Origin of the sequence: Nocardia sp. NPDC059228 (genome assembly GCF_042754245.1) — a bacterium.
Classification (GTDB): Bacteria; Actinomycetota; Actinomycetes; order Mycobacteriales; family Mycobacteriaceae; genus Nocardia.
Genome location: NZ_JBHZAL010000010.1, coordinates 1 through 22,873 on the forward strand (window position 1 = coordinate 1; position 22,873 = coordinate 22,873).

Below are 22,873 nucleotides of genomic sequence, written 5' to 3' on the forward strand. Positions count from 1 at the left end.
CCTCGGGGCCTGCGAGCAGGCGAAAGAGGCCGTCAACAAGGGCGGCAACACCCCGTGCAGCGAATTCATGGCACAGGACCAGAGCAAGCAGCGGGGCACCGTCCGCAAATACCTCGAGCACGACACGAAGGTGACACCGACGGCGGATCCGGACACCGTCGACGCATCCATCGCGGCCATCACACTCATGTGCCGAGCCCAGCGCAACCCGGACACCCCGATCCGGGACGCCGACCTGACCGGCATCCTCGTACCGAAGAAATAGCGTCGATCGTCCTCCCACTCGCGCGGGATACGGACGCACCCGCAGCGATTGATCGAGGCCGCAGCGGGTACCGCGCCAGTATGGCGACCTCCGTCGACAAACTGCTGCACACGCTGACCAGGGCGGTGAACACGCTCGCGCAGACCGATATCCGATTCGCGGTGGCCGGCGGGTGCGCGGTGTACGCCCGCGGCGGTCCGGGATCCGAACACGATGTGGATCTGTTCATCAAGCCCGCCGATGTCTCCCGGGCCCGCAGCGCCCTGGTCGCGGGCGGTTTGCGCATCGCCGACGCCCCGGAGGACTGGCTCACCAAGGCATACGACGGAGACGTCCTGATCGACCTGATCTTCCGCCCCAGCGATCGCGAGGTCACCGACGAGATGCTGGATCGCGCCGAGGTCATGCGCGTCGGGTCCGCAGTGGCGCCGGTCATCAGCGGAACCGATCTGATGATCGACAAGATGCTGGTGTTCGACGCGCACCGGCTGGATCTGGCGCCGCTGCTCCGGATCGCCCGGGACCTGCGTGAGCAGGTCGACTGGGCCGAGGTGCGCACGCAGACCCGGCACTCGCCCTACGCCCGCGCATTCCTCGGCCTGCTGGCCGACCTCGAGGTGATCGGAGTGCCGTCATGAGCGAATTCCCGCAATATGACACGGCGCACGTACATCGAGCGCTGGCCGAGGATCCCCGCACCTCCGAACTCGGCGTCCAGGTGCGGCTCCAGGCGGGCATCGTGGTGCTGACCGGCACGGTGGCCACCGAGGAGCGCCGGCGGCAGGTGGAACTCGTTGTACGCGAACAACTTCCCGAATCCCGAATCCGCAACGAGGTCCGCGTGACCCCGCCGAGGACACCCGGGACCGCCGAAACGCTCGGGACGTGACCCGGGAAAGGACAGTGGCACATGCGGATAGCGGCCGTTGGCGATGTACACGTGGGCACCGATTCCCAGGGCCTGTACCGTCCCGCGCTCGAGGACCTGCACCGGCACGCGGATGTCCTGCTCCTCGCCGGGGATCTGACGAAGTGCGGCACCGTGGCCGAGGCCCAGGTCGCCGCGCGCGAGTTCTCCGGGCTCGGCATCCCGGTTGCGGCGGTACTCGGCAACCACGACTATCACGGGGATGCGGCGGAGGAGGTCGCCGCCGTCCTCGCGGATGCCGGAATCGTGGTGCTCGAGGGCACGGGCGTCGCTTTCAGCATCGACGGGACAGTGCTCGGCGTCGCCGGTACGAAAGGCTTCGGCGGCGGCTTCGCGGGCCGGTGCGCGAGCGTCTTCGGCGAACCCCTGATGCGGGAATTCGCCTCGCACACCGTTGATCTCGCCAACGCACTGCACACGGCGCTGAGTGCGCTCGACACCGATATCCGCATCGCCCTGACCCACTACTCGCCCATCGAGGCCACCCTCGCCGGCGAGCCCCGCGAGATCTATCCCTTCCTCGGTTCCTACCTGCTCGGCGAGGCCATGGACACGGCCGGCGCCGACCTCGCCCTGCACGGCCACGCCCACGCGGGCACCGAGCACGGCGAGACGCCCGGTGGGATACCGGTCCGCAATGTGGCCCAGCCCGTGCTGGGCACCGCATACGCGGTCTACGAGCTCCATCCGGCCCCGCCCGTGCCCGCCACCCGCTTCCGCGCATCCAGCTGACCCCCGGCGTCACACCTCGATCCGCTCGCCCAGGACCACCGTGCGGTGGCGGGGCAGCCGGAAGTAGTCGGCGACGTCGGCCGAGATATAGCTGATGGCGATGAAAAGCCTTGTGCGCCATCGGGACATGATGGGCTTCGCCGCGGCGCGCAACTCGATCTCGGACAGGAAGTAGGATGCCCGGTCGAGGTCGAGTTCGCCTTCTGTCTCGTCCGAATCCAGCCCGGCCAGCGCCGCCGGGACATCGGGGTGTTCCATATAGCCGACCCGCACGGTCACGTGGACGATGCCGTCGTCGCGGTAGCCGAGGTGATCGACCCGCACGCGGTCGTCCGGTGGAACGCGTGGCACCGGCTCGGTGTCGACCGACACGATGACGGTCTGGCGATGTCGGACACCGTTGTGCTCGACATTGGCGCGCAGGGCCAGCGGCACGGTTTCCTTGCTGCGGTTGAGGAATACCGCCGTCCGGTCGATGATCGTCAACCGCGACCTGTCGTGCCACAGCTCGTCGACGAACTCACGCAGCGAACCTTCCATCCGGTCCCGTTCGTCGGCGACCACCTCGCGTCCACGCTGCCAGGTCGTCATGACCGTGAACGCGGCGAGTCCGATCAGCAGGGGCAGCCAGGCCCCGTGCACCAGCTTGGTGAGATTGGCCGCGACGAACAGCAGGTCCACCGCGAGCAGCGGCGTCCAGACCACGGCGACCAGCCACAGCGGCAGTCGCCATTTCGCGTGCGCGAGGTAACCGAGCAGCAGGGTCGTGATGGTGATCGTGCACGTCACCGCCATGCCGAACGCGAAGGCCAGCGCGGTCGAACTGCGGAAGGCGAAGACCAGCGTGAGCACCGAGACCAGCAGCAGCCAATTGATCCACGGCACGTAGATCTGCCCGGGCGTCGACTCCGAGGTATGTGCGATGCGCAGCCGCGGCAGATACCCGATCCGGGCGGCCTGCGAGGCCACCGAGTACGCGCCGGTGATCACCGCCTGGGAGGCGATCACCGTCGCCGCGGTGGCCAGCGCGACCATCGGAAGCCGCCCCCAGCCCGGGACCAGCAGGAAGAATGGGCTCGCGACGTGCCCGTGGTTCCCGAGCACCAGGGCGGCCTGCCCGAAGTAGCTGAGCAGACAGGCGGGCAGCACCAGGAAAAGCCAAGCGGTAGTGATGGATCGGCGACCGAAGTGCCCCAGATCCGCGTACAGCGCCTCCGCCCCGGTGACCGCCAGCACGATGGCGGCCAGTGCGAAGAAGGCGATGGCGAAGTGGCCGGCGAGGAAGCCGAGCGCATAGCCCGGCCACAACGCCTTCAGGATTCCCGGCTGCTGCCGGATTCCACCGATGCCGCACGCTCCGATCGCGAGGAACCACACCACCATGACCGGACCGAACAACCGGCCCACCGACGCCGTCCCGCGATGCTGAAACACGAACAGCAGCACGATGATCAGTGCGGTGATCGGCACGACGGCCTTCGCCAGCGGCGGTTCCACCACCTCGATTCCCTCGACCGCGGACAGCACCGAGATGGCCGGGGTGATCATGCTGTCGCCGAAGAACAGTGCCGCGCCGAAGATTCCGAGCGCCGCCAGCACGGCCGCCGGGTGCCGGCCGCGCGCGGCCCAGCGCCGCACCAGCGTGATCAGCGCCATGATCCCGCCCTCGCCGTCATTGTCGGCCCGCATCGCCAGCAGCACATAGGTCACCGTCACGATGATCAGCACCGACCAGAACACCAGTGACACGACGCCGTACACATTGACAGGATCCACCGGGACCGGGTGCGGATCCGACGGATCGAACACCGTTCGCAGGGTATAGATCGGGCTGGTCCCGATGTCCCCGAACACCACCCCCAGCGCCCCGATCACCAGACCCGGGCGGACGACGTCCCGCGCGCTGAAACCGTTGTCGGTCGGCGCGCCGGACTGCCCGGCTGACCCTTCGTCATCCGAGATCGTCGAATCGTGGCGCTGGGACACCGAACGAATTCCTGCCCTTGCTATCCCGGGCGCGCTTCCCCACGGAGCCGGGTGAGCTCCACGACGACCGGGTACCCGCACTGCACCACGTCGAATTCCGCACTGCTCACCGCGATCGAATCGGTCAGTGTTTCCACGAAATGCCAGCCGAAACTGTGCTCGATCAATCCGGCGTCGCTCCCGGTCACCGCGCCCACGCGCACCCGGACCCGCTGCTCGTCGAACCGGAATTCACACTCGATCGAGGCGTCCGGCACGGCGGCCGCGATCAACGTCGTCGCCACCTCGTCCAGTGCGACCCGCACATCGGTCACCACGTCGATCGTGAAATCGGCTGTGAGCATGATGGTTTCGGCGAGCGCACGCAGCATCGCCAGTTGTCCGGCGTCGGCCGGGATTCGCAGCGCCACCCGACCGGCCGGAGCGGGCGACTCCAGCGACGCGGAGTCGGTGAACCGGTGCGCCTTACCGTTGTTCTGCCGGTCGGTGAATACCGGGCTCGGCGTTCGGCCGTCCCCGATCCTGTCACCCTGTGGCGATTCACTCATCGGTCACCACCCCATCGAATCAATCCCGTTTTGCGATCGGACCCCGTTTCGTTCATCGCGTACCCCGCGAAGCGGTCGGGAAACCGGCGGAATTCATCAATCGGGTATTTGCTCGTGCGCGGTCGAGAGCAGGACCGGGCCGGATCTGCCGATCAGTTGCTCGACAGGTCCTGCTCGCGATGGACCAGGGTCCTGACCCCGGTCACGTCGAGTACTCGTTCGACGGCGCGCGGCGCGTTCGGTACGAGAATGCCGACACCACACCGGGTGGCACGCTGAACGGCATCGAGCAGCACGACCGCATTGCGCACGCTCAGAAATCGCGCACGACGCAGATCCACGATCACCGCGGGCGGCGCGGCATCGACGGCGACGGACAGCGCGGTCCGGAACGCGGGCAACCCGTTCATGTCGAGTTCGCCCGTGACCGCGATGATGAGGCAATCGGTGATTCCGGTCCCATCGGGCGTGCGGCGCGAGCGGCGGCCGGGCATCTCATTCGCAACATGGCTATGTGCGAGGGACACCGTTGACATGACATACCTCCCAGCAGGGAGTGGCCGATCCGCCTCGACGAGAGAGCGTCCGAGCGCAGGTCGTATCGACGACACGCTCGAACTGCGAGAAGGCATGGGGGGATCGGGATCGGCTGGAGTCTCAACCTGCACTCAGTCTGCCACCTGACCGCCGGGGTGGCTACTCCCAGCCCGTTTCACCACGCCCTGTCCGGGTATCGCGGCATCGAATGGACCGACGAAACCGATGGCCCCCTCCCCTGACCGAAAGGCGGAATCATGCCCAAGGAATGGACCGGCAAAGAGGAACGTCAGTACGAACACATCCGCGATTCCGCCGAGGACCGCGGCGCATCGCCCAAGCGCGCCAAAGAGATCGGTGCTCGTACCGTGAACAAGAACCGCGCCCGCGCCGGCAAGACCGCGACCGCGAGCCGGACGTCGCTCGAGGGCAAGTCCCCGCAGCAGCGTGGAGGCCAGCGCTCGGGGCGCCGCGGTCCCAAGGGACTCACCCGGGACCAGCTCTACAACGAGGCCAAGCAGCGCAATATCAAGGGCCGATCCGGCATGTCCAAGGCTCAGCTCGCGCACGCTCTCGGCCGCGACTGATCCATCGAAGGAGGCGAACGACGATGCCGCGCTCGGCGTCGCTACCCGTTCGGATCCACCGGAACGCGCCGTGGAGCCGCAATCGGCTGATGCGTTCCTCGGACCGTCTGCAGGCGGCCTGGCGGCTGGTCGCGGTGCTCGTGGCCGTGGCCTCCATTCCGCTGGCGGTCGTCGTGGGAATCTCGGCCGCCACCACCACCGGCGCGCACATCCGCGCCGAGAACGCCGCCAAAACCGCGGTGACGGCCACGGTCGTCTCCGATCCCCTCCGCATCGCGGTTCCGGTCGGCCAGGGGGTGGTGGCGTCCGGACCGCCGCAGGCCACCGTGGCGTGGAATTTCCACGGCCGCAACGATATCGCCGTGGTCGTCGTCCCGAACTCGGCGAAGCGGGGCAGCACGGTGACCCAGTGGCTGGACTCCTCGGGCCGGGCCACCACCGCGCCGCGGCCCACGTCCGACGCGGTGGTCCAGGGCATCGACACCGCCATCCTGACAGTGATCGCAACCTGCTGCGGCGCAACCGTTCTGGTCTGGTGTGCCGACCGCATCCTCCTGCACCGCCACCACACCGCCTGGGCGCGCGAATGGCGAGACTTCGCCCCGGGGATCGGACACAACAAACCGTCCTGACGGCGGCACTCCCGCGAGCCGACACCGAAATGAGGCCCCCCGCACCGGTTCCCGCGCTCCGGACAGACGTCAGCCCACAGCGGCAGTGCGGAGGGCGGCAGCGAGACGCGCAGCCGGGTCGGGCATGGATGCGGGCGGCGTCCATCTGGTCGATCACCGCGGCCGCGCGCCGCGCCACCACCTGACCGGCGGGCGTCAGCCGAACCCCGTCGTGGCGCCGCTGCAGCAGCGCGGTGCCCGCCGCCCGCTCCAGCGCCGCGATACCGCCGACTGGGTGTACCCGAGCGCGGTCGCCGCGGCGGTGAGCGTTCCGCGTTCGGCCACCTCCCGGAAGACACGCAGCGCGGTCAGGGACGCATCACCGAAGGCCACGACATTCACGCGTACCACGTCCGAGGGATTCTCGCCGGCCACATGCCCGGGCCCTTTCCCACCTCGGCGCTCTGGTGGGACGTCACCCGCGCACCCACTCCGGCGCAGGCCGCCGCACAGCTACTCGACCTCGCGTGGAAATCAGCCGAGCCGCAGCACTACGGGCAATTGATCCGCTACGGCAGCGTTGTGCCGTGGTTCCCCGGCGAGAGCAGATAATCCCGCCGATTCCGGTCCTGAGCGGGCGATCCGCTTCTGGCCTTCACCATTACACCTGGTCACAAAGCCAACTGGGCAGTGAATTTGAAGTGTACGGTAAGTGAACGGCCAGTGGCCGAGCCCAGAAGACTTCAGCGATCATTTGGCAAATTCTTGCATTTTCCTGGCATAACGGACGGGCAACGAGATAGCGTCGGGTTCCGTCGATTGCACAAAGGGCAAAGTCGGAACGAATTGCCCACGTGGTGATGTTTCGCTCGACGGTTGACGGCATGGGTCGGGGGATCCCGCCGAGCGGAGGACCGCAATCATGAACAGAGTTCAGAAATCGACAACTACGGCACATGCGCGTTCACCACAGAGTGAGCGAGCCACCGCGCCGGCGAAGATCCTGGTGGTGGAGAGCAATCCGGCCGTCGCCGAGATCACGGTGCTGGTGCTCGCCGCGGCGGGCTACCACACCTTCCAGACGGCCAGCGGACGGCAGGCCCTGCGCACCCAGGACCGCCTGAAACCCGATGTCATCCTGCTGGACCGGGCGGTGCCCGATGTCGCGGCGGCCGAGCTGTGCCGCGATCTGCGCGCGCGGACCACCGCGCCCATCATCGCGCTCAGCACCGACCACAACCCCGAATTTCTGGAAACGATCCTGGCCGCAGGCGCTTCGGAATGCCTGCTCCTGCCGGTCCACACCCGCGAACTGCTGGAATGCATCGCCTTCCGGCTGCGCGCCCACCGGGCACCGGGCGCGAGCGCCGACGCCAAGCACGAAACCACGCCGGATCCGAGGCCCTACGCCGCGGCCTGAACCGCGGCCGGCGAAACCGACAGACCCCTGCCCGGCGATGCCGCCGGAGCAGGGGATGGGATTCCGGCGGCATCAACTATTCGGGGACCATGCCTCGGGATACCGACGAGACCCACCCGGGCAGTACCGGACGGGCACCCGGTGTCACTGCCGATATGCAGAGTAGTCCCCAAAACGGCTGTGCGCGTTGATATCCGCCGTCCGGAACCTGACATCTTCGTGAACTGAATCCACCTGTGCCGCTGCTGCTCCGCGGCGCCGCGACCCGGCGGATCCGCACCGGTGCGCCGCCGGGCCGGCCGGCCGGGCCGCGAGCTGTGGTCGCTCCCGGCCCGAGTCGATAGGGTGCGGCGGTGAATACAGCGGAATTCGTTCAGCGGGGCAGCACGGTCGTGGATCGGCTGTCCACCACACAGTCACCGCCGCCGTGGCAACTGGTGGTCGGGACCGGAGTGGTGGCGCTGCTGCTGGTGGCGTTCCGGCCGACGTGGCGGATTCTGCGCAATGCGGTGACCATCGCCCACGAGGGCGGGCACGCGTTCACGGCGCTGCTCACCGGGCGGCGGCTCAACGGCATCCGATTGCATTCGGACACTTCCGGACTCACGGTGTCGAGCGGGAAACCCTATGGGCTCGGCATGATCCTGACGACCGCGGCCGGCTACCCCGCGCCCGCGCTGCTGGGACTGGCCTACGCGGCGCTGCTGGGCGCGCATCGCCTCACGCTCATGCTGTGGCTGACCATCGCGCTGCTGCTGGTGCTGCTGGTGAAGGTGCGCAACTGGTACGGTCTGCTGTCGATCCTGGTGACCGGCGGCGTGGTGTTCGCGGTGTCCTGGTTCGGCAGCGACACCACCCAGGCGGCGCTGGCGTATCTGGCGGCCTGGTTCCTGCTGCTGGCGGCGGTGCGGCCGGTGATCGAGCTGCAGCGCAATCGCGCACACGAGCCGAACTCCGACGCCGACCAGCTGGCCCACCTGACCCGGATCCCGGGCCTGCTGTGGGTGCTGGCCTTCGGCGCGATCGCGCTGTGCTCACTGGCCTTCGGCGCGCGGCTGCTGCTCGCGGATGTGACCGGGGTCTGTGTTCCCCCGCTCACGCACAGCACCTGCGCGGCGTCAACCGCCGGGTGAGCATTCTCCCACCTCAGGGCGAGAGTGGTATCGCTGCAAGGTTTCTGGTGAACGGGGACTAACATTCGCCCTACACCGTCCGGGTGATCCCGAACACCGGATTTGCCCGGATCTTTGGCCCGCCCGCACCGCCGGCGGGCGCTCCATCGTTGCGGCAAGGAGGGATTCGGGATGGAACGACCGGCATGGGCCCCGGAGGGCGTGGATATGACCCGGCCCAGCCCCGCGCGCATGTACGACGCGCTACTGGGCGGCTCCCACAATTTCGAGGTCGACCGGCAGGCCGCCGCGGCGGGCAAGTCGCTGGTCCCCGACCTGCCGCGGCTGGCGCTGAGCAATCGGGCCTTCCTGCGGCGCGCGGTCCGCTTCCTGGTGGATTCGGGTGTACGGCAGTTCCTCGACATCGGTTCCGGCATTCCGACCGCGGGCAATGTGCACGAGGTGGCGCACGCCATCGATCCGGAGTGCCGGGTGCTCTACGTCGATATCGATCCGGTGGCCGTGGCCCACTCCCGTGCCATCCTGCGGGGAAACGACCGGGCGGCCGCCATCGAGGCCGACCTACGCGAGCCCGCGGCGCTGCTGGAGCAGGCGCGGGGCACCGGCATCATTGACTTCGACCAACCCGTCGGCATCCTTCTCATTGCGGTCCTGCACCTGATGAGCGACGACTACGCCCCCATCGACAAGGTCAACGCCCTCCACGACGCCGTGCCCGTCGGCAGCTACGTCGCGATTTCGCATCTCACCTCGGCCACGCGCCCCGACGACGCGGCGAAGCTGGTGGAGAACTCGCACAATGTCAGCAAGATAGGACTGCAGTTCCGCAGCCGCGACGAGATCGCCGCGCTGTTCGGCAAGTGGGAGCCGATCGAGCCCGGTGTGGTGGAATTGCCGCTGTGGCGGCCGGAATCCGACCGTGACCAGCATGAGGCGCCGGGCCGTTCGCTAGGTCTGGCGGGTGTGGGCCGCAAGGCCTGAGTGGTTCGGACGAGTCAGGGGCAGGGGGTCACCGGTGGCAGCACACGAGTTGGCGGTCCGATGGGCCGACGCTCTCGATGGCGCGGTCGCGCCGACGCTCACCCGGGCCCAGGTGGAGGAGCTGCTCGACGGTTTCGGTGACCGCCTGATCGCGGCCGTGCGCGGCACCGGGGACATGTCGGTGGCGCGGGAGGCCGCCGTCGCCCTGGTGGCCGCCAACTACCGCGACCCGCTGGCCGTGCACCGCTCGGTGCTGGTGCTGTGCAAGGACCTGGTGACCGACGCCTGCCCCGACCCCGGCTGCGCGGACTACGGGCCGGTCCGCGATCGCGCCATCGAACTGGCCGCGGAATTCGCCGCCGAGTTCACCGCCGGGCTGCGCAATGTGGCGCTGGCCGAACAGGAGACGACGCTCGGCGCCGCCCTCACCGCGGTCCAGGAGGCCGAGGCGCGGCGCCAGCTGTCGGAGGCGCGGTTCCAGGCCATCTTCGAGGGGGCGTCGGTGGGCATCGGCACCGTCGATGCCGCCACCGGCAAGGTGGTCGACGTCAACAACGCCTTCGCCGAGACCCTGGGCGTGCCCGCCGAATCCATGCCCGGCCGCACCGTGTCCGACATTCTCGGCCCCGAGAACATCGGTGAGGCGTTCTCCCTGTTCCAGCGCCTGCTCTCCGGTGAGATCGACCGCTTCCGCTTCGAGACCCGGCACACCAAGCCGGACGGCACGCACACCGTCATCGACCTGTCCATGACGGTGGTCCGCGACAGCGAGGGTAAGCCGCGCTTCCTGATCGGCGTCACCGTCGATGTCACCGACCGCAAGCAGCTGGCCGATCAGCTCTGGTACGACGCCCACCACGATTCACTCACCGGCCTGCCCAACCGCCTGCTGTTCTTCGACCGTCTCGCCGCGGCCACGGGCCAGGTCGGGGTCTGCTACCTGGATCTGGACGGCTTCAAGGAGATCAACGACCGCCGCGGCCACACCGCCGGCGACCGGGTGCTGTGCGAGGTGGGCCAGCGGCTGCGCCGGGCCCTGCCGCCGAATGGGGTGGCGGCGCGGCTGGGCGGCGACGAGTTCATCGTCCTGGTCGAAAACTGCACAGGTCAGGACGAATTGGACACCGTCGCGGACGGCCTGCTGGCCGCGCTGCGCGATCCGTTCGACGTGGCGGGGCTGCTGGTGCAGGTGGGCGCGAGCATCGGCACCGCGCTGGTGGACACCGATTCCACCGCCATCGACGAGCTCATGCACGCCGTGGACGTCGCCATGTACCGTGACAAGGCGCTGCGCCACGGCGTGCTCGGCGACCCTAGATGACGAATGGCACCAGCGCTTTTCGCTCCGCCGGGTAGTCCTCGAACTTCTCCCGGTACCAGGTGTGGGTGGCGAAGGCGCGCGGCACCAGATTGCCGAAGGTGATCAGGAAGATGACCACGCCGGGCAGCGCCCAGGTGAGAATGGCGAATCCGGCCCAGGCGACCAGTTCGCCGAGATAGGTGGGGCTGGTGACGAATCGGAATCCCAGACCGTACGGGATCTTGTATTCCGTTGCCCCCGGGTTGTTCTTGTCGCGCAGATTCCGGACGATCCACTCCGAGCTCACCAGCAGCGCGAAACCGCAGAGGTAGACGATCAGCCCGATGATGAAGCGCGGGTCGGTCAGCCAATTCGTGTCGTACTGCCCGAGATAATCGTGGCTGAAGAGCGCACCATTGAGGTAGCCGTGCAGCGCGGTCACGAACATGCCCATGCCGAGCACGGAAACATTGAAACTGCTGGTCTTGCCGGGCACTTGGCGAATGGAGAGGGGGAAGAACCAGCCGCGGTTGCCGTAGTGCAGAATCCAGATGGCCGCCAGCACCAGGGAAGTCGGCTCGAAGCGGCGCGGACCGCTGAGGTACGCGACGGCGAAGACCACGGTGGCCGGAATCTCCATCAACCACCAGCCGAGCTTCGGATTGAGATTGAGTCCGAGTTTGGCGGTGGCGAAGCGGCCGTAGGGACTCTGCCCGAAGAGGCCGCCGATCAGCACGAAAGCTGCGAACGCGAAAGCGATCGTGAGCACGGTGTCGTAGACGGTATTGCCGGTGTACCAGTTCATTCGCGGTCCTTCAGGTCGAAAAACTAGAACAGGTTCTACCACAGTGCACGGCCTGGCCGGTACTTACCGGGGGGCGCGAACGGTGTCCGGCGGGTAGTTTGGCGAGAACCCGGAGGGAGGCAAGGTGGGTTCGCAGGGATGGGATGTGCTGATCGAATGGATGCCGTTTTTTCTCGAGGAGGACGAGGACGCCGACGAGTCCGGACTCGGATGGAACCCGCGCTTCGTTCAGGTTCGTGACGAACTCACCGGCCGCCGTGTGCATTTCGCGCAGCAGGGCACCGAGATCGAGGTGCTGATCGCCGTCCCCGACGACGCCGCCGAGGCCGAAGCGCTGCTGACGGTGCTGCGCGCGCAGCCCGACGGCACCTGGGATCCGGTGCCGCTGCCCTCGGAATCCGATGCCACCGCACCGGATCCGCAGTGGCGGGCCATGCAGCGGGTGCACCAGCAGCCGCGGCTGGCACGCGAATGGAGCACCGGATGGCAGCGCGGGGAGTCGGTCGATCATCGGCGCGGCGTGGCCGAATCCGTGGTGGCGGTATTGCGCGACGGGCTCGACATGGACGGGGACCGGCTGCGTTTCGCCACCTGGAGCATGGACGCGCCCGGCAGCGGCAGCTACGGCCTGCCCGCCGACCGCCCGAGCGAGCGCGACGCGCCGGTGGCGTGTTCGAACTGGGCCGACTTCGAGGACAGGCTGAGCTGGGCGCTGACCACGCTGCCCTGGGACGGGGTGATCAACCTCAGCACTCCGCACCCCGGACCGGACCCGTGCTTCGTCCAATTCCTGCACGGCAGGCAGCTTTTCAACGAGGCCAGCGGCTGGGATGTGGCCGGACTGGGCGCGGGCGAGTTCGACCGGCGCATGCGCGAGCTGGGCTGGAGTTTCGCCCCGCACAGCGTGCCCGGCGGGGCGGCGCTCATCTGGGAGGGGCCGCTGGCCAAGACCGGGTTCAATCCCAGCCTGGAGGGCGCGCCGCGGCGGACGGTGGCCACCTTCACCGAGGTGTTCACCGTCGGGCATCCGCAGGATCTGGTGTTCCGCGCGTTCCGCAACGGCCGCCGCCGCGATCCGGAATTGCGCTATCTGGATATCGAACTCGGGATTCCGCGCGACGTCCGGTGACCCGCCATTCGGCGGTCGCCGGGCGCGGGTGAGCCTCAGAGCCGGCGCAGGCGGATCGGCAGGCCGTCCGCCGGCGTCGGGCCGGTACCGGCGACCAGGGGCACCTGGTAGCCGTCCGGCACACTCCAGCGGTAGTTCAGCAGCATGCGGTGCATGGTGGCCTTGACGGTCATGCCGCCGAAGTACCGGCCGATGCACTTGTGCGCGCCGCCGCCGAAGGGCGGCCAGGCGTAGCGGTGCGACTTGTCCTCGGCGCGTGCGGGATCGAAGCGTTCCGGATCGAACACGTCCGGGTCGTGCCAGTACTCCTCGCTGCGCATCATCGAGTACGAGCCGACCATGATCAGCGCGCCCTTGGGGATGAAGTACCCGGCGATCTCGGTGTCCTCCAGCGCTTCTCGCACCATCTGGCCGACCGGGGCGTACATGCGCAGGGTTTCGCGGAAGGCCATCTCCAGGGCGGGCAGCCGGTCCAGGTCGGCGTAATCGAGGGTGGGTTTGCCCAGCGCCCGCGATTCCTCGCGCAGCCGCTGCTGCCATTCCGGGTGCCGGGCCAGTTCGTAGGCCAGCATGGAGATGGCCAGGGTGCTGGTGTCGTGGGCGGCCATCATGACGAAGATCATGTGGTCGACGATGTCGGCGTCGGTGAAGGATTCGCCGTCCTCGGTCTCGGCGTGGCAGAGGACGCTGAACAGGTCCTCGCCGTCGCCGGCGCGCTTGGCGGGCAGTTCCCGGCGGAAGTAGTCCTCGAGCAGCCGGCGGCCGCGCAGGCCCCGATTCCACACGCCGCCGGGCATATTGGTGCGGATGATGGCCTTGCCGCCGTGCACAGCGTCCTCGAAGGCCTGGGACAGGCGCGTGCCCTCGGGACCGAGTTCCGCGCCCGCGAAGACCACGGTGGCCTGTTCCAGCAGCATGCGCTTGACATGGTCGTAGAGCGGGAAATCGGGGGCGGGCTGCCAGGAGTCGACGCCGCGCACGATGCGCGGCGTGGTGAGGTTGAGGTAGCCGATGAGCCGCGGGCGGGTGAAGGCCTGCTGCAGGATACGGCGGTGGTAGGCGTGATCGTCGAAGTCGCGCAGCAGGATTCCGCCGCGGAAGAACGGGCCGATGAGGAATTCCCAGCCCTGTTGCGCGGAGAGCACGTGCTTGCGGTCCAGCAGCACCTCCTCCACGGCGGCCGGGCTGCCGATGCCCACCACCTGCCGCCCGAAGACGCCCATCCACTGCACGGGGCCGTAGCGGCGCATCCGGTCGCGGCCGAAGGTGAGGGGGTCGGCGAGAGTGCTCACCACGTGGCCGATGCCGGGCGGGCCGTAGTCACCCATCACCGGTTTGAGCCCGCTGCCCGGCGGCGGTGTCGCGAGTGCCCGCGGCACGCTGGGATAGCGCTCCAGTACCCCGGCGGCGCGGCACTGAATTCGATGGTTCACCACGGCTTTTCGCACAGCCATGCCTCAACGGTAGCGGAAACGATAGTTTCCGTAAACGGTCGTTTCCCGATTTCTGTGCCAAGCTGTCAGGGTGACGCGAGCTTTCAACGGGACCTATCGCGGCACCACGACCGACGAGCGTCGGGAGCAGCGCCGGCGGCGGCTGCTGGACGCGGCCCTCGAGATCGTCGGCACGCAGGGGCTGGCCGCGCTGACCGTGCGCGGGGTGTGCGAACAGGCGAAGGTGGGGCCGCGCTTCTTCTACGAATCCTTCACCGGCCTGGACGCGCTGGCCTCCGCGCTGCTGGACGAGGTGCAGGGCGCGGCCCTCGAGCAGGCTCGCACGGCCATGACCGAGACCCCCGGCGGGCCCGAGGAGAAGCTGCGGGCCGGGGTCGCGGCGCTCATCATCACGGTGACCGACGATCCGCGCCGGGCGAACATCGCCTTCGCGCAGGCCTACGGCAGCGAGTTGCTCATGCGCCGCCGCTTCGAGGGCATGCGCCGGGTGGCGCAGCTGCTCATCGAGCAGACGCGGGTGCTGCTCGATATTCCCGAGGGCGACGACACCGCCCTGACCGCACTGGCCCAGCTGATCACCGGCGGCGCGGCCGAGCTGATCCTGGTGTGGCTCGACGGCGGCCTGAAGGTGGAGCGGCCCGTGCTGATCGGGATCGTCGCGGATTACGTTGTGGCCATGGTGGACCGGCTCCCCGGAATCACCGAGAAGCTCGGCTGAGCGGGTCCGCAGGACTCAGGACGCGCGGCGTCCGATGCCGCTGGCGATGATCTCGTCGACGACGATCTTCGCGGTCTCGGTGCAGGCGGTGATGCCGCCGTTGGCGTACTCCTTGACCGCGTCGCCGACGTTCCAGAGATTGGCGATCGGGGTGTCGTGGGGCAGGTCGTAGCCGGCGACCGTGCGCTGGGGTGGCCAGTCGTCGCGGGTGACGGCGATGGACAGGATGCGGGCCGTGTCGAAGCCCGGGATCTCCTCGCGCAGATCCTGGAGCACGAGCGCGGTTTCGGCCTCGGAGTCGAAGTCGCCCACCGACGGCTTGGGCACCCCGGTGCCGACGTAGAGGTGCCAGCCCTCGGGGGCCATCTCCGGGCAGGTGGCGGTGAAGTTGGCGACGTAGCACAGCCGCCTGGTGCGGGCGAAGCTGAGCAGGCCGGGCGCGTCGATGAGCGGTTCCCGGCTGGCGAAGTTGACCGAGATCATGGCGCACGGCAGATCGCGTTGCAGCACCGAGCCGACATAGTCGGACGGAAAGTGTTCGGGGCCAACGAGATCCAGTGTGGCCGACGGCCCGATGTCGCTGACCGCGAAAGCACAGGAGACATCGGAGGTTTCACCCCCGCGCCGGATGCGCGCCCCGACAACGCGATCGTCCTCGACGAGCAGCTGCTGCACCTCGCTGCCCATGCGCACCTGTCCCCCATTGCGTTCCACCACCTCCGCCAGGGCCTTCCAGAGGCCGATGGTGCCCTCCGGGCAGAAGCCGAGCTTCTTGAACGCCGACGCACGGGTGAAGTAGGTGAGGAACACGCGCGCGGGGAGCTCCTCCGAGCCGACCGCGAAGATCGAGCCGCACATATTGCGGAAGATTCCTTGTACCGCATCGTTTTTGGTGTACCGCCGCACCCAGTCGGCGGTGGACAGCTCCCGGTCGGACAGCCCGCCGTCGGTGCGGGTCGCGCCGATTCCGGTGAGCAGCTTGGCCCCCTGGCGGGTCAGCTGGGAGATGAGCAGCCCCCAGCCGCCGCTGGTGACATCCACGTCACGGCCGTTGATGCGGTACAGGATCGGCGGATCCGCCGGGCGCACTTCGAATTTCGCGCCCACCTCCTCGAAGGTCCGTTCGGTGATGCCGCCGAGTTCGACGACGACCGCGCCGGTGTTGACGATGAAACCGTCGAGTTCGGTGGTGGAGGCTCGTCCGCCGATCCGGTCCAGGCGTTCGACCACCAGGGTGCGGTAGCCGTGGTGCGAGAGCCGGGCGGCCGCGCACAGCCCGCCCGCTCCGGCTCCGACAACCAGTGCGTCCCACGTGTTCTCGCTCATGGCGAGCCCCCTCGAGCAGGCTCAGCCCGCTGGGTTCACCCCGGGCCGAGCGTCGGACATATCGGTAATACGACTCCAATTCTCTCGCACCTGGTCCATCGTCGGGACCTCACTGAAGAAGACGGGCTGGTTGGCGAACAGCTGGGTCCGGTGCACCGAGCCGCCGCCGACCACCAGCACCATGCCGGAGTCGGTGCAGTCCTCGCTCATCAGGTGGCCGACGATGGGCGCGACCTGGGCCGGCGGCAGCTTCTCGAGCATCTCGGCCGAGGCGATGTCGGCGGTCATGCGGGTGGCGGCGATGGGCGCGACGGCATTGACGCCGATATCGTATTTGCGGCCCTCGATGGCGAGGGTGTTCATCATGCCGACCATGCCGAGTTTGGCTGCGCCGTAATTGGCCTGGCCGAAGTTGCCGTACAGGCCGGAGGTGGAGGTGGCCATGACGACGCGGCCGAATCCTTGCTCGCGGAAGTGCGGCCAGGCGGCGTGGGTGACGTAGAACGAGCCGAACAGGTGCACGCGCTGCACGGCCTCGAAGGCCTCGGGGGTCATCTTGACGAAGCTCATGTCGCGCAGGATGCCCGCGTTGTTGACCACGCCGTGCACCGCACCGAAGCTGTCGATCGCGGTCTGGACCAGCGCCTTCGCACCCTCCTCGGTGGCGACGCTGTCGTAGTTGGCGACCGCGGTGCCGCCGGCCGCGCGGATCTCCTCGACCACGGCGTCGGCCATATTGTGCCCGGATCCGGAGCCGTCGCGCGCACCGCCGAGGTCGTTGACGACGACCAGCGCGCCCTCGCGGGCGAGCAACAATGCGTACTCCCGGCCCAGTCCGCCACCGGCTCCGGTGACAATGACGACGCGATCGGTTACACCAGGCATGAACTCTCCTTGCCGAAGTTGATGACAGTTCGGAACGTAGCAGGAGCGAATTCGGCGCCCGTGTGCTGCCTGCCACACTCGTCGAAAAACTGGACAGTCGATATGGTTGGCGTGATGACCCCGCACCTGCATCGCCACTATCCCGAGCTCCAGCGGACCCTGCCCCATGTGAGGCTGGGGACCGGCCCGACGCCGGTGCGGAGACTGGAGGCGCTCGACACGGCGGGCGCGGACATCTGGCTCAAGGACGACAGCGCTTTCGGTGACGGCGGCTGGGGCGGCAACAAGGTCCGGAAGCTGGAATGGCTGCTGCCCGACGCACTGCGCCGGCGGCGGACCACCATCGTGACGGTGGGCGGGCTGGGCACCAACTGGGGACTGGCGACCGCGCTGTACGGGCGCGAACACGGGCTGAAAACCGTGCTGGCGCTGGTGGATCAGCCGGTCGACGAGCATGTGCGGGCGCAACTCGAGCGATTGCGGGCCTCGGGCGCCGAGCTGCACTTCACCCACTCCAAGGCGCGCACCATCCTGAGTGCTCCGTACCTGCTGGGCCGGCATTTCACCGGCCTGCGACCGCCCTATTTCCTGCCCGCGGGCGGGTCGTCGCCGGTGGGTGCGCTCGGATATGTCGAGGCCGCACTGGAATTGGCGGATCAGGTGAGCATCGGGGCGCTCCCGGAACCGGGCCACATCGTGATCCCGGTCGGGTCGGGCGGGACGGCGGCGGGGCTGTCACTCGGCTTGCGGCTGGCCGGATTGCGCACTCGGGTGGTCTGTGTGGTCGTGAACGACACGCTGCGCCTCGACGAACCGGCGCTCGCCAAGCTGGCGGGCCGTGCCGAGCGGCTGCTGCGGGCCCGCGGCGCGCGGTTACCCGAGAACCTCTCCCCCACCGCCAATCTGGATATCGTCACCGATTACCTCGGTCCCGGATACGGCTATCCGATGCCGGAAGCAGCTACGGCACAGGCGCTTTCGGAGGATCGGGAGCACATGCGGCTGGAGCCGGTCTACACCGCGAAGGCCATGGCCGCGCTGCTGGACATGAACGCGCACGGCCGGTTCGACGGTCCGGTGGTGTACCTCAACACCAACGGACCGCGCTGACACCGGTTTCCGCACGTCGTCCGCTCACGCGGCCGCGAACTTGGCGGCCAGGAATTCCTCCCAGGTGCGGCCGCCGACGGCGTGCTCCGGGGTGAGGTTGCCGCCCGCGGCGTAGGCGCGGGCCGCCTTGCCCGGGGCCTTCATGGTGAAGACCGGGCGATGGCGACCGGTGGCCTCCAGGTAGCTGCGCTCGAGTTCCTTCATGGTGTAGACGCGCGGGCCGCCGATCTCGTCGACCAGGCCCGCGGGCTCACCCAGGGCCAGTTCCACCAATCGTGCTGCCACCTCGGCGGTTTCGATGGGTTGGAAGCGGAAGTCGAAGACCGGCACCAGCGGCATCCTGCCCAGCGCCGAGACCATGGTGAAGAGCAGGTCGTGGAACTGGGTGGCGCGCAGGGTGGTCCACGGCAGGCCCGAATTCTCCACCACCAGTTCGGCTTCCCGCTTCGATGCCATGTAGGCCATGGTCTGGCGGTCGATGGCGCTCTCGACCGGGATCCGGTCCGCGCCGACCACCGAGATGTAGATCAGGTGCGGGAACACGCCCGCGGCCTGGATGGCCTCGACCAGAATGCGCGCCTTCTCACCGTCGCCCTTGGTGGTGCCCGCCAGATGCAGGACGGTGTCGACGCCGGCGACCGCCTCGGCGATACCCGCGCCGGTCTGCAGGTCGCCGGCCACGTACTCGATGCCGTCCTGCGCCGCCCGCGCGGTGCGGCTCAGCACGCGCAGGTGCACGCCGGCCTCCCGCAGCAGCGGCGTGACCAGGCTGCCCAGGGTGCCGGTGCCGCCGGTGACCAGAACCGTCTTCGCCATGATGACCATCTCCTTCGTCTCGCGCCGCCGCTGTGGTGGCATCCTGCCAAGCTGACGACGCAGCGCCGGCGGATGTGACACGACGTGACCGGCGGCACCCGACGGATGCGTCGTAGGCTGGCCGCATGCCCGATTCCGGTTCCGCGCAGCAGCTCGATCGCCTGCTCGACCTGGTCTCCGGGCGCCGGGTCGCGGTGCTCACCGGTGCGGGCATCTCCACCGACAGCGGGATCCCCGACTACCGCAGCCCCGGCGCACCGCCCCGGACACCCATGACGTATCAGCAGTTCGTCGGCGATCCCGTGTTCCGCCAACGCTATTGGGCCCGCAATCATGTGGGCTGGCGGCGAATGGACGCGGCCCGGCCGAATCCGTCGCATCGCGCGCTGGCCCATCTGGAACGGGCGGGCATCGTCACCGGGTTGCTCACCCAGAACGTGGATCTGCTGCACACCAAGGCCGGTCATCGCCGGGTGATCGACCTGCACGGCGTCTACGCCCGGGTCCGCTGCCTCACCTGCGACGCGCTCACCTCCCGCATGGCATTGGCCGAACGGCTCGAGGCCGCCAATCCCGGCTTCGCCGAATCGGTTCCCCTCGACGGTCTCGAGGTGGCGCCCGACGCCGACGCGGTCGTGGCCGACACCGGCTCATTCCGGATGGTCGACTGCCTGCACTGCGGCGGCCTCCTCAAACCGGACATCGTCTACTTCGGGGAGTCCGTCCCCAAGCCCCGTGTCGCCGCCGCGTTCGACCTGGTCGATGCCGCCGACGTCCTGCTGGTCGTCGGCTCCTCGCTGACGGTCATGTCGGGACTGCGCTTCGCCCGCCGCACTGCCAAGTCGGGACGTCCGGTCGTCATCGTCAACCGCGGCCGCACCCGCGCTCACGATCTTGCCGCCCTCACGCTCGACACCGGCTGCGCGCCGGTTCTCACCGCTCTCGCGGATGCGCTCGCGTCCGGCGAGGCCGGAGCCTCGAGGGCATTGGCGCGGCGCTAGTCCCGTACCTCGAGTCGGCGCACCAGGGTGACGAGCGCTGCCCGCAGGGCGTCGGGATTATCGGTGTCCGCGCCCAGGATCATCCGGACCACCTGCGGGGCGGCGAACCACCAGGCGGCCAGGGCCGCGACCGCGTACAGCAGATAGCCGGGCGCGACGTCGCCGGGGAGGGTCCCGGCCCGCTGTGCGGCCGCCAGCGCGGCGACCTTGTCCGCGTAGTGCGAGGCGCGGGCGGACTCACCCGGCAGCTGACCGTCCTGCGGTTGCAGCCCTTCCCAGTACATGAGGCGCAGGAACTGCGGGTGGGTGCGGTGGAAGTCGAAGACGTGCCCGGCGTACTCGGCCAGGTCGCCGGCCTTGTCGGCGGTCAGCGGGCTGGCGGCGGCGAGCTGCTCGAGCTGATCGGTGAGCACGGCCTCGAACAGGCCGCGCTTGTCGCCGAAGTACTGGTAGATGCGTTCCTTGTTGATCCCGGCACGGGCCGCGATGGCGTTCACCCGGGCGCCGTCGAGTCCGCGTTCGGCGAACTCGAGTACCGCCGCCTCGAGCAGCAGCCGTCTGGTCCTCTCGGTATCCCACGCCATGGCGTCCATCCAACCATCTCCAACCACACGGTTGCGTTTGGGCCCACGGTCGTGGCAAACTCCAACCACACGGTTGCAACCATCCGGTTGCGGATTGAGGAGGAGGTGGCATCGTGCCCGAGTTGCGCTCCCGTACGGTCACGCACGGACGGAACATGGCCGGGGCCCGCGCCCTCATGCGGGCCAGCGGCGTGCCCTCGGCGGATATCGGCCGCAAGCCCGTCATCGCGATCGCGAACAGCTTCACGGAGTTCGTGCCGGGCCACACCCACCTCCAGCCGGTCGGCCGCATGGTCTCCGAGGCGGTGCGGGCGGCGGGCGGTATCGCGCGGGAGTTCAACACCATCGCGGTCGATGACGGAATCGCCATGGGGCACAGCGGCATGCTGTACTCGCTGCCGTCCCGGGACCTGATCGCGGATTCGATCGAGTACATGGTGAACGCGCATTGCGCCGACGCACTGGTGTGCATCTCCAACTGCGACAAGATCACTCCGGGCATGCTCATGGCGGCCCTGCGACTGAACATCCCGACCGTGTTCGTCTCCGGCGGACCGATGGAGGGCGGCACCGCGGTGCTGGTCGACGGCACGGTGCGCAGCCGGCTCGACCTCATCGTCACCATGGCCGAGGCGGTCTCGCCCGAGGTGTCCGACGCGGATCTGGAGCGCATCGAAGAGAACGCCTGCCCGACCTGCGGCTCGTGCGCGGGCATGTTCACCGCCAACTCCATGAACTGCCTCACCGAGGCGCTGGGCCTGGCGCTGCCGGGCAACGGCACCACGCTGGCCACCCACACCGCACGGGCCGAGCTGTACCGGGCGGCGGGACGCACGGTCATGGAGCTGGCGCGCCGCTACTACGACGAGGACGATGCCTCGGTCCTGCCCCGGAATATCGCCTCCCACCAGGCCTTCGACAATGCGATGGCCCTGGACCTGGCCATGGGCGGATCCACCAACACGGTGCTGCATCTGCTCGCGGCGGCGCAGGAGGCCGGGCTGGACTACACGCTCACCGAGATCGAGAAGATGTCGTTGCAGGTGCCGTGTCTGTGCAAAGTGGCGCCCAACGGCGACTATCTGATCGAGGACGTGCACCGCGCGGGCGGCATCCCGGCCCTGCTCGGCGAGCTGAACCGGGCCGGACTGCTGCACCGCGATGTGCATGCGGTGCACGCGGATTCACTCGGCGCCTGGCTGGCCGAGTGGGACGTGCGCGCCGAGCGCCCCTCCGCGGCGGCGCGGGAGCTGTTCCACGCCGCTCCCGGCGGCAAGCGGTCGGCCAGCGCCTTCTCCCAGTCCGAGCGCTGGCACACCCTCGATCTGGATGCCGCGGCGGGCTGTATTCGCGATGTCGCCCATGCCCATTCGCGCGACGGCGGTCTCGCGGTGCTGCGCGGCAACCTGTCTCCCGACGGAGCGGTGGTGAAGTCCGCGGGCGTGGCCGCGCACATGCACACCTTCACCGGTCCCGCCGTGGTGGTGGAGTCGCAGGAGGATGCGGTCGAGGCGATCCTGTCCGGCCGGATCAAGGCCGGCGACGTGCTGGTCATCCGCTACGAGGGTCCGCGCGGCGGGCCGGGCATGCAGGAAATGCTGTATCCGACTTCATATCTCAAGGGCCTGGGCCTGGCCCGGGAGTGCGCGCTGATCACCGACGGCCGCTTCTCGGGCGGTTCCTCCGGCTGCTCCATCGGCCACATCTCCCCAGAGGCAGCGGCGGGTGGCCCGCTGGCGCTCGTCGAGGACGGCGACACCATCACCATCGACATCCCGTCGCGCTCCCTCACTCTCCACGTCGACGACGCCGAATTGGCCATCCGCCGCACAGAATTGGAGTCGAACGGCGGCTACCGGCCGCGCCACCGCGAGCGTGAGATCTCGCTCGCATTGAAAACCTATGCTCTGCTCGCCACCTCGGCCGATAGGGGCGCGGTGCGCGACCCCGCCAAACTCGCCGGATGAGAGCCGAACTCGCCGGGTGAGAGGTAACCCTGGTTCGCACGGCTCGCGTC

General features: G+C 68.7%; 26 protein-coding genes. 16 read left to right on the top strand and 10 right to left on the bottom strand.

Going from position 1 to position 22,873, the window contains the following annotated elements; genetic code table 11:
• From ACFXKA_RS17455 to ACFXKA_RS17470, 4 genes are all read left to right on the top strand, one after another.
• Positions 1-265, top strand: a 265-nt coding sequence (locus ACFXKA_RS17455) for a hypothetical protein (protein WP_379427996.1), incomplete at its 5' end; no start/stop codon positions are given.
• A gap of 80 nt (positions 266-345) precedes the next feature.
• Positions 346-903 (top strand): hypothetical protein, encoded by a 558-nt coding sequence (locus ACFXKA_RS17460; protein ID WP_379427997.1) that lies wholly within the window; start codon positions 346-348, stop codon positions 901-903.
• A complete protein-coding gene (locus ACFXKA_RS17465) occupies positions 900-1,154 on the top strand; it encodes a BON domain-containing protein (protein ID WP_354846520.1) in 255 nt (84 codons plus the stop codon). The genes ACFXKA_RS17460 and ACFXKA_RS17465 overlap by 4 nt, the downstream gene beginning before the upstream one ends.
• A gap of 21 nt (positions 1,155-1,175) precedes the next feature.
• Entirely contained in the window at positions 1,176-1,925 is a 750-nt protein-coding gene (locus ACFXKA_RS17470) for a metallophosphoesterase (RefSeq protein WP_379427998.1), read from the top strand.
• 9 nt (positions 1,926-1,934) lie between these two features.
• Here the strand turns inward: ACFXKA_RS17470 and ACFXKA_RS17475 are convergent, their stop codons facing one another.
• The 3 genes from ACFXKA_RS17475 to ACFXKA_RS17485 form a co-directional block, all read right to left on the bottom strand.
• Complete coding sequence (locus tag ACFXKA_RS17475) at positions 1,935-3,800, bottom strand: KUP/HAK/KT family potassium transporter (protein ID WP_354846536.1); 1,866 nt, start codon at positions 3,798-3,800, stop codon at positions 1,935-1,937.
• Positions 3,801-3,931: 131 nt separating this feature from the next.
• The gene (locus ACFXKA_RS17480) at positions 3,932-4,459 is read right to left on the bottom strand and encodes an ATP-binding protein (protein WP_379427999.1); all 528 of its coding nucleotides are present in this window, start codon (positions 4,457-4,459) and stop codon (positions 3,932-3,934) included.
• Positions 4,460-4,611: 152 nt separating this feature from the next.
• On the bottom strand, positions 4,612-4,995 hold the full coding sequence (locus ACFXKA_RS17485) for an STAS domain-containing protein (protein WP_379428000.1): 384 nt from the start codon (positions 4,993-4,995) through the stop codon (positions 4,612-4,614).
• Between the two features lie 258 nt (positions 4,996-5,253).
• On the opposite strand from ACFXKA_RS17485, the gene ACFXKA_RS17490 reads away from it, so the two are divergent.
• Together ACFXKA_RS17490 and ACFXKA_RS17495 are read left to right on the top strand one after the other, a co-directional pair.
• A complete protein-coding gene (locus ACFXKA_RS17490) occupies positions 5,254-5,583 on the top strand; it encodes a plasmid stabilization protein (RefSeq protein ID WP_379428001.1) in 330 nt (109 codons plus the stop codon).
• Positions 5,584-5,672: 89 nt separating this feature from the next.
• Complete coding sequence (locus ACFXKA_RS17495) at positions 5,673-6,215, top strand: hypothetical protein (RefSeq protein ID WP_379428002.1); 543 nt, start codon at positions 5,673-5,675, stop codon at positions 6,213-6,215.
• A gap of 195 nt (positions 6,216-6,410) precedes the next feature.
• Here the strand turns inward: ACFXKA_RS17495 and ACFXKA_RS17500 are convergent, their stop codons facing one another.
• Positions 6,411-6,605, bottom strand: coding sequence for a LysR family transcriptional regulator (locus ACFXKA_RS17500; protein WP_379428003.1), 195 nt, complete (start codon positions 6,603-6,605; stop codon positions 6,411-6,413).
• A 24-nt stretch (positions 6,606-6,629) separates the two neighbouring features.
• Between ACFXKA_RS17500 and ACFXKA_RS17505 the strand changes: the two genes are divergently transcribed.
• The 5 genes from ACFXKA_RS17505 (at position 6,630) to ACFXKA_RS17525 (ending at position 11,049) form a co-directional block, all read left to right on the top strand.
• The gene (locus ACFXKA_RS17505; RefSeq protein WP_379428004.1) at positions 6,630-6,806 is read left to right on the top strand and encodes a hypothetical protein; all 177 of its coding nucleotides are present in this window, start codon (positions 6,630-6,632) and stop codon (positions 6,804-6,806) included.
• A gap of 310 nt (positions 6,807-7,116) precedes the next feature.
• Complete coding sequence (locus tag ACFXKA_RS17510; protein ID WP_354846498.1) at positions 7,117-7,614, top strand: response regulator; 498 nt, start codon at positions 7,117-7,119, stop codon at positions 7,612-7,614.
• Positions 7,615-7,967: 353 nt separating this feature from the next.
• Complete coding sequence (locus tag ACFXKA_RS17515; RefSeq protein ID WP_354846495.1) at positions 7,968-8,747, top strand: M50 family metallopeptidase; 780 nt, start codon at positions 7,968-7,970, stop codon at positions 8,745-8,747.
• Positions 8,748-8,918: 171 nt separating this feature from the next.
• Complete coding sequence (locus ACFXKA_RS17520) at positions 8,919-9,728, top strand: SAM-dependent methyltransferase (RefSeq protein ID WP_379428005.1); 810 nt, start codon at positions 8,919-8,921, stop codon at positions 9,726-9,728.
• Positions 9,729-9,762: 34 nt separating this feature from the next.
• Positions 9,763-11,049, top strand: coding sequence for a diguanylate cyclase domain-containing protein (locus ACFXKA_RS17525; RefSeq protein WP_379428006.1), 1,287 nt, complete (start codon positions 9,763-9,765; stop codon positions 11,047-11,049).
• Here ACFXKA_RS17525 and ACFXKA_RS17530 read toward each other — a convergent pair.
• Entirely contained in the window at positions 11,042-11,833 is a 792-nt protein-coding gene (locus tag ACFXKA_RS17530) for a 3-oxo-5-alpha-steroid 4-dehydrogenase (RefSeq protein ID WP_379428007.1), read from the bottom strand. The genes ACFXKA_RS17525 and ACFXKA_RS17530 overlap by 8 nt on opposite strands.
• A 124-nt stretch (positions 11,834-11,957) precedes the next feature.
• On the opposite strand from ACFXKA_RS17530, the gene ACFXKA_RS17535 reads away from it, so the two are divergent.
• Positions 11,958-12,962, top strand: a complete 1,005-nt coding sequence (locus ACFXKA_RS17535; RefSeq protein ID WP_354846483.1) for a hypothetical protein — start codon at positions 11,958-11,960, stop codon at positions 12,960-12,962.
• Positions 12,963-12,997: 35 nt separating this feature from the next.
• Here ACFXKA_RS17535 and ACFXKA_RS17540 read toward each other — a convergent pair whose 3' ends face one another.
• Complete coding sequence (locus ACFXKA_RS17540) at positions 12,998-14,416, bottom strand: cytochrome P450 (RefSeq protein WP_379428008.1); 1,419 nt, start codon at positions 14,414-14,416, stop codon at positions 12,998-13,000.
• A gap of 70 nt (positions 14,417-14,486) precedes the next feature.
• Between ACFXKA_RS17540 and ACFXKA_RS17545 the strand changes: the two genes are divergently transcribed.
• The gene (locus ACFXKA_RS17545; protein WP_379428009.1) at positions 14,487-15,134 is read left to right on the top strand and encodes a TetR/AcrR family transcriptional regulator; all 648 of its coding nucleotides are present in this window, start codon (positions 14,487-14,489) and stop codon (positions 15,132-15,134) included.
• 15 nt (positions 15,135-15,149) lie between these two features.
• On the opposite strand, the gene ACFXKA_RS17550 is transcribed toward ACFXKA_RS17545, so the two are convergent.
• On the bottom strand, positions 15,150-16,460 hold the full coding sequence (locus ACFXKA_RS17550) for a phytoene desaturase family protein (protein ID WP_379428010.1): 1,311 nt from the start codon (positions 16,458-16,460) through the stop codon (positions 15,150-15,152).
• Positions 16,461-16,481: 21 nt separating this feature from the next.
• Complete coding sequence (locus ACFXKA_RS17555) at positions 16,482-17,345, bottom strand: SDR family oxidoreductase (RefSeq protein ID WP_379428011.1); 864 nt, start codon at positions 17,343-17,345, stop codon at positions 16,482-16,484.
• A 114-nt stretch (positions 17,346-17,459) separates the two neighbouring features.
• Here ACFXKA_RS17555 and ACFXKA_RS17560 point away from each other — a divergent pair, with 114 nt between their 5' ends.
• A complete protein-coding gene (locus tag ACFXKA_RS17560) occupies positions 17,460-18,455 on the top strand; it encodes a pyridoxal-phosphate dependent enzyme (protein ID WP_354846468.1) in 996 nt (331 codons plus the stop codon).
• Positions 18,456-18,479: 24 nt separating this feature from the next.
• Here ACFXKA_RS17560 and ACFXKA_RS17565 read toward each other — a convergent pair whose 3' ends face one another.
• A complete protein-coding gene (locus tag ACFXKA_RS17565) occupies positions 18,480-19,271 on the bottom strand; it encodes an SDR family oxidoreductase (RefSeq protein ID WP_379428012.1) in 792 nt (263 codons plus the stop codon).
• Between the two features lie 125 nt (positions 19,272-19,396).
• Here ACFXKA_RS17565 and ACFXKA_RS17570 point away from each other — a divergent pair, with 125 nt between their 5' ends.
• Positions 19,397-20,272 (top strand): NAD-dependent protein deacetylase, encoded by an 876-nt coding sequence (locus ACFXKA_RS17570; RefSeq protein WP_379428013.1) that lies wholly within the window; start codon positions 19,397-19,399, stop codon positions 20,270-20,272.
• Here the strand turns inward: ACFXKA_RS17570 and ACFXKA_RS17575 are convergent.
• The gene (locus ACFXKA_RS17575; RefSeq protein WP_354846460.1) at positions 20,269-20,865 is read right to left on the bottom strand and encodes a TetR family transcriptional regulator; all 597 of its coding nucleotides are present in this window, start codon (positions 20,863-20,865) and stop codon (positions 20,269-20,271) included. The genes ACFXKA_RS17570 and ACFXKA_RS17575 overlap by 4 nt on opposite strands.
• A gap of 104 nt (positions 20,866-20,969) precedes the next feature.
• Here ACFXKA_RS17575 and ilvD point away from each other — a divergent pair, with 104 nt between their 5' ends.
• On the top strand, positions 20,970-22,823 hold the full coding sequence (ilvD, locus tag ACFXKA_RS17580) for a dihydroxy-acid dehydratase (RefSeq protein WP_379428014.1): 1,854 nt from the start codon (positions 20,970-20,972) through the stop codon (positions 22,821-22,823).
• The last annotated feature ends 50 nt before the right edge of the window (positions 22,824-22,873 follow it).

Coding starts and splice junctions, on each gene's coding strand:
- ACFXKA_RS17460 (WP_379427997.1), top strand. CDS start 346: ATGGCGACCTCCGTCGACAAACTGCTGCACACGCTGACCAGGGCGGTG.
- ACFXKA_RS17465 (WP_354846520.1), top strand. CDS start 900: ATGAGCGAATTCCCGCAATATGACACGGCGCACGTACATCGAGCGCTG.
- ACFXKA_RS17470 (WP_379427998.1), top strand. CDS start 1,176: ATGCGGATAGCGGCCGTTGGCGATGTACACGTGGGCACCGATTCCCAG.
- ACFXKA_RS17480 (WP_379427999.1), bottom strand. CDS start 4,459: ATGAGTGAATCGCCACAGGGTGACAGGATCGGGGACGGCCGAACGCCG.
- ACFXKA_RS17485 (WP_379428000.1), bottom strand. CDS start 4,995: ATGTCAACGGTGTCCCTCGCACATAGCCATGTTGCGAATGAGATGCCC.
- ACFXKA_RS17490 (WP_379428001.1), top strand. CDS start 5,254: ATGCCCAAGGAATGGACCGGCAAAGAGGAACGTCAGTACGAACACATC.
- ACFXKA_RS17495 (WP_379428002.1), top strand. CDS start 5,673: ATGCGTTCCTCGGACCGTCTGCAGGCGGCCTGGCGGCTGGTCGCGGTG.
- ACFXKA_RS17505 (WP_379428004.1), top strand. CDS start 6,630: ATGCCCGGGCCCTTTCCCACCTCGGCGCTCTGGTGGGACGTCACCCGC.
- ACFXKA_RS17510 (WP_354846498.1), top strand. CDS start 7,117: ATGAACAGAGTTCAGAAATCGACAACTACGGCACATGCGCGTTCACCA.
- ACFXKA_RS17520 (WP_379428005.1), top strand. CDS start 8,919: ATGGAACGACCGGCATGGGCCCCGGAGGGCGTGGATATGACCCGGCCC.
- ACFXKA_RS17530 (WP_379428007.1), bottom strand. CDS start 11,833: ATGAACTGGTACACCGGCAATACCGTCTACGACACCGTGCTCACGATC.
- ACFXKA_RS17540 (WP_379428008.1), bottom strand. CDS start 14,416: ATGGCTGTGCGAAAAGCCGTGGTGAACCATCGAATTCAGTGCCGCGCC.
- ACFXKA_RS17550 (WP_379428010.1), bottom strand. CDS start 16,460: ATGAGCGAGAACACGTGGGACGCACTGGTTGTCGGAGCCGGAGCGGGC.
- ACFXKA_RS17555 (WP_379428011.1), bottom strand. CDS start 17,345: ATGCCTGGTGTAACCGATCGCGTCGTCATTGTCACCGGAGCCGGTGGC.
- ACFXKA_RS17560 (WP_354846468.1), top strand. CDS start 17,460: ATGACCCCGCACCTGCATCGCCACTATCCCGAGCTCCAGCGGACCCTG.
- ACFXKA_RS17565 (WP_379428012.1), bottom strand. CDS start 19,271: ATGGCGAAGACGGTTCTGGTCACCGGCGGCACCGGCACCCTGGGCAGC.
- ACFXKA_RS17570 (WP_379428013.1), top strand. CDS start 19,397: ATGCCCGATTCCGGTTCCGCGCAGCAGCTCGATCGCCTGCTCGACCTG.
- ACFXKA_RS17575 (WP_354846460.1), bottom strand. CDS start 20,865: ATGGACGCCATGGCGTGGGATACCGAGAGGACCAGACGGCTGCTGCTC.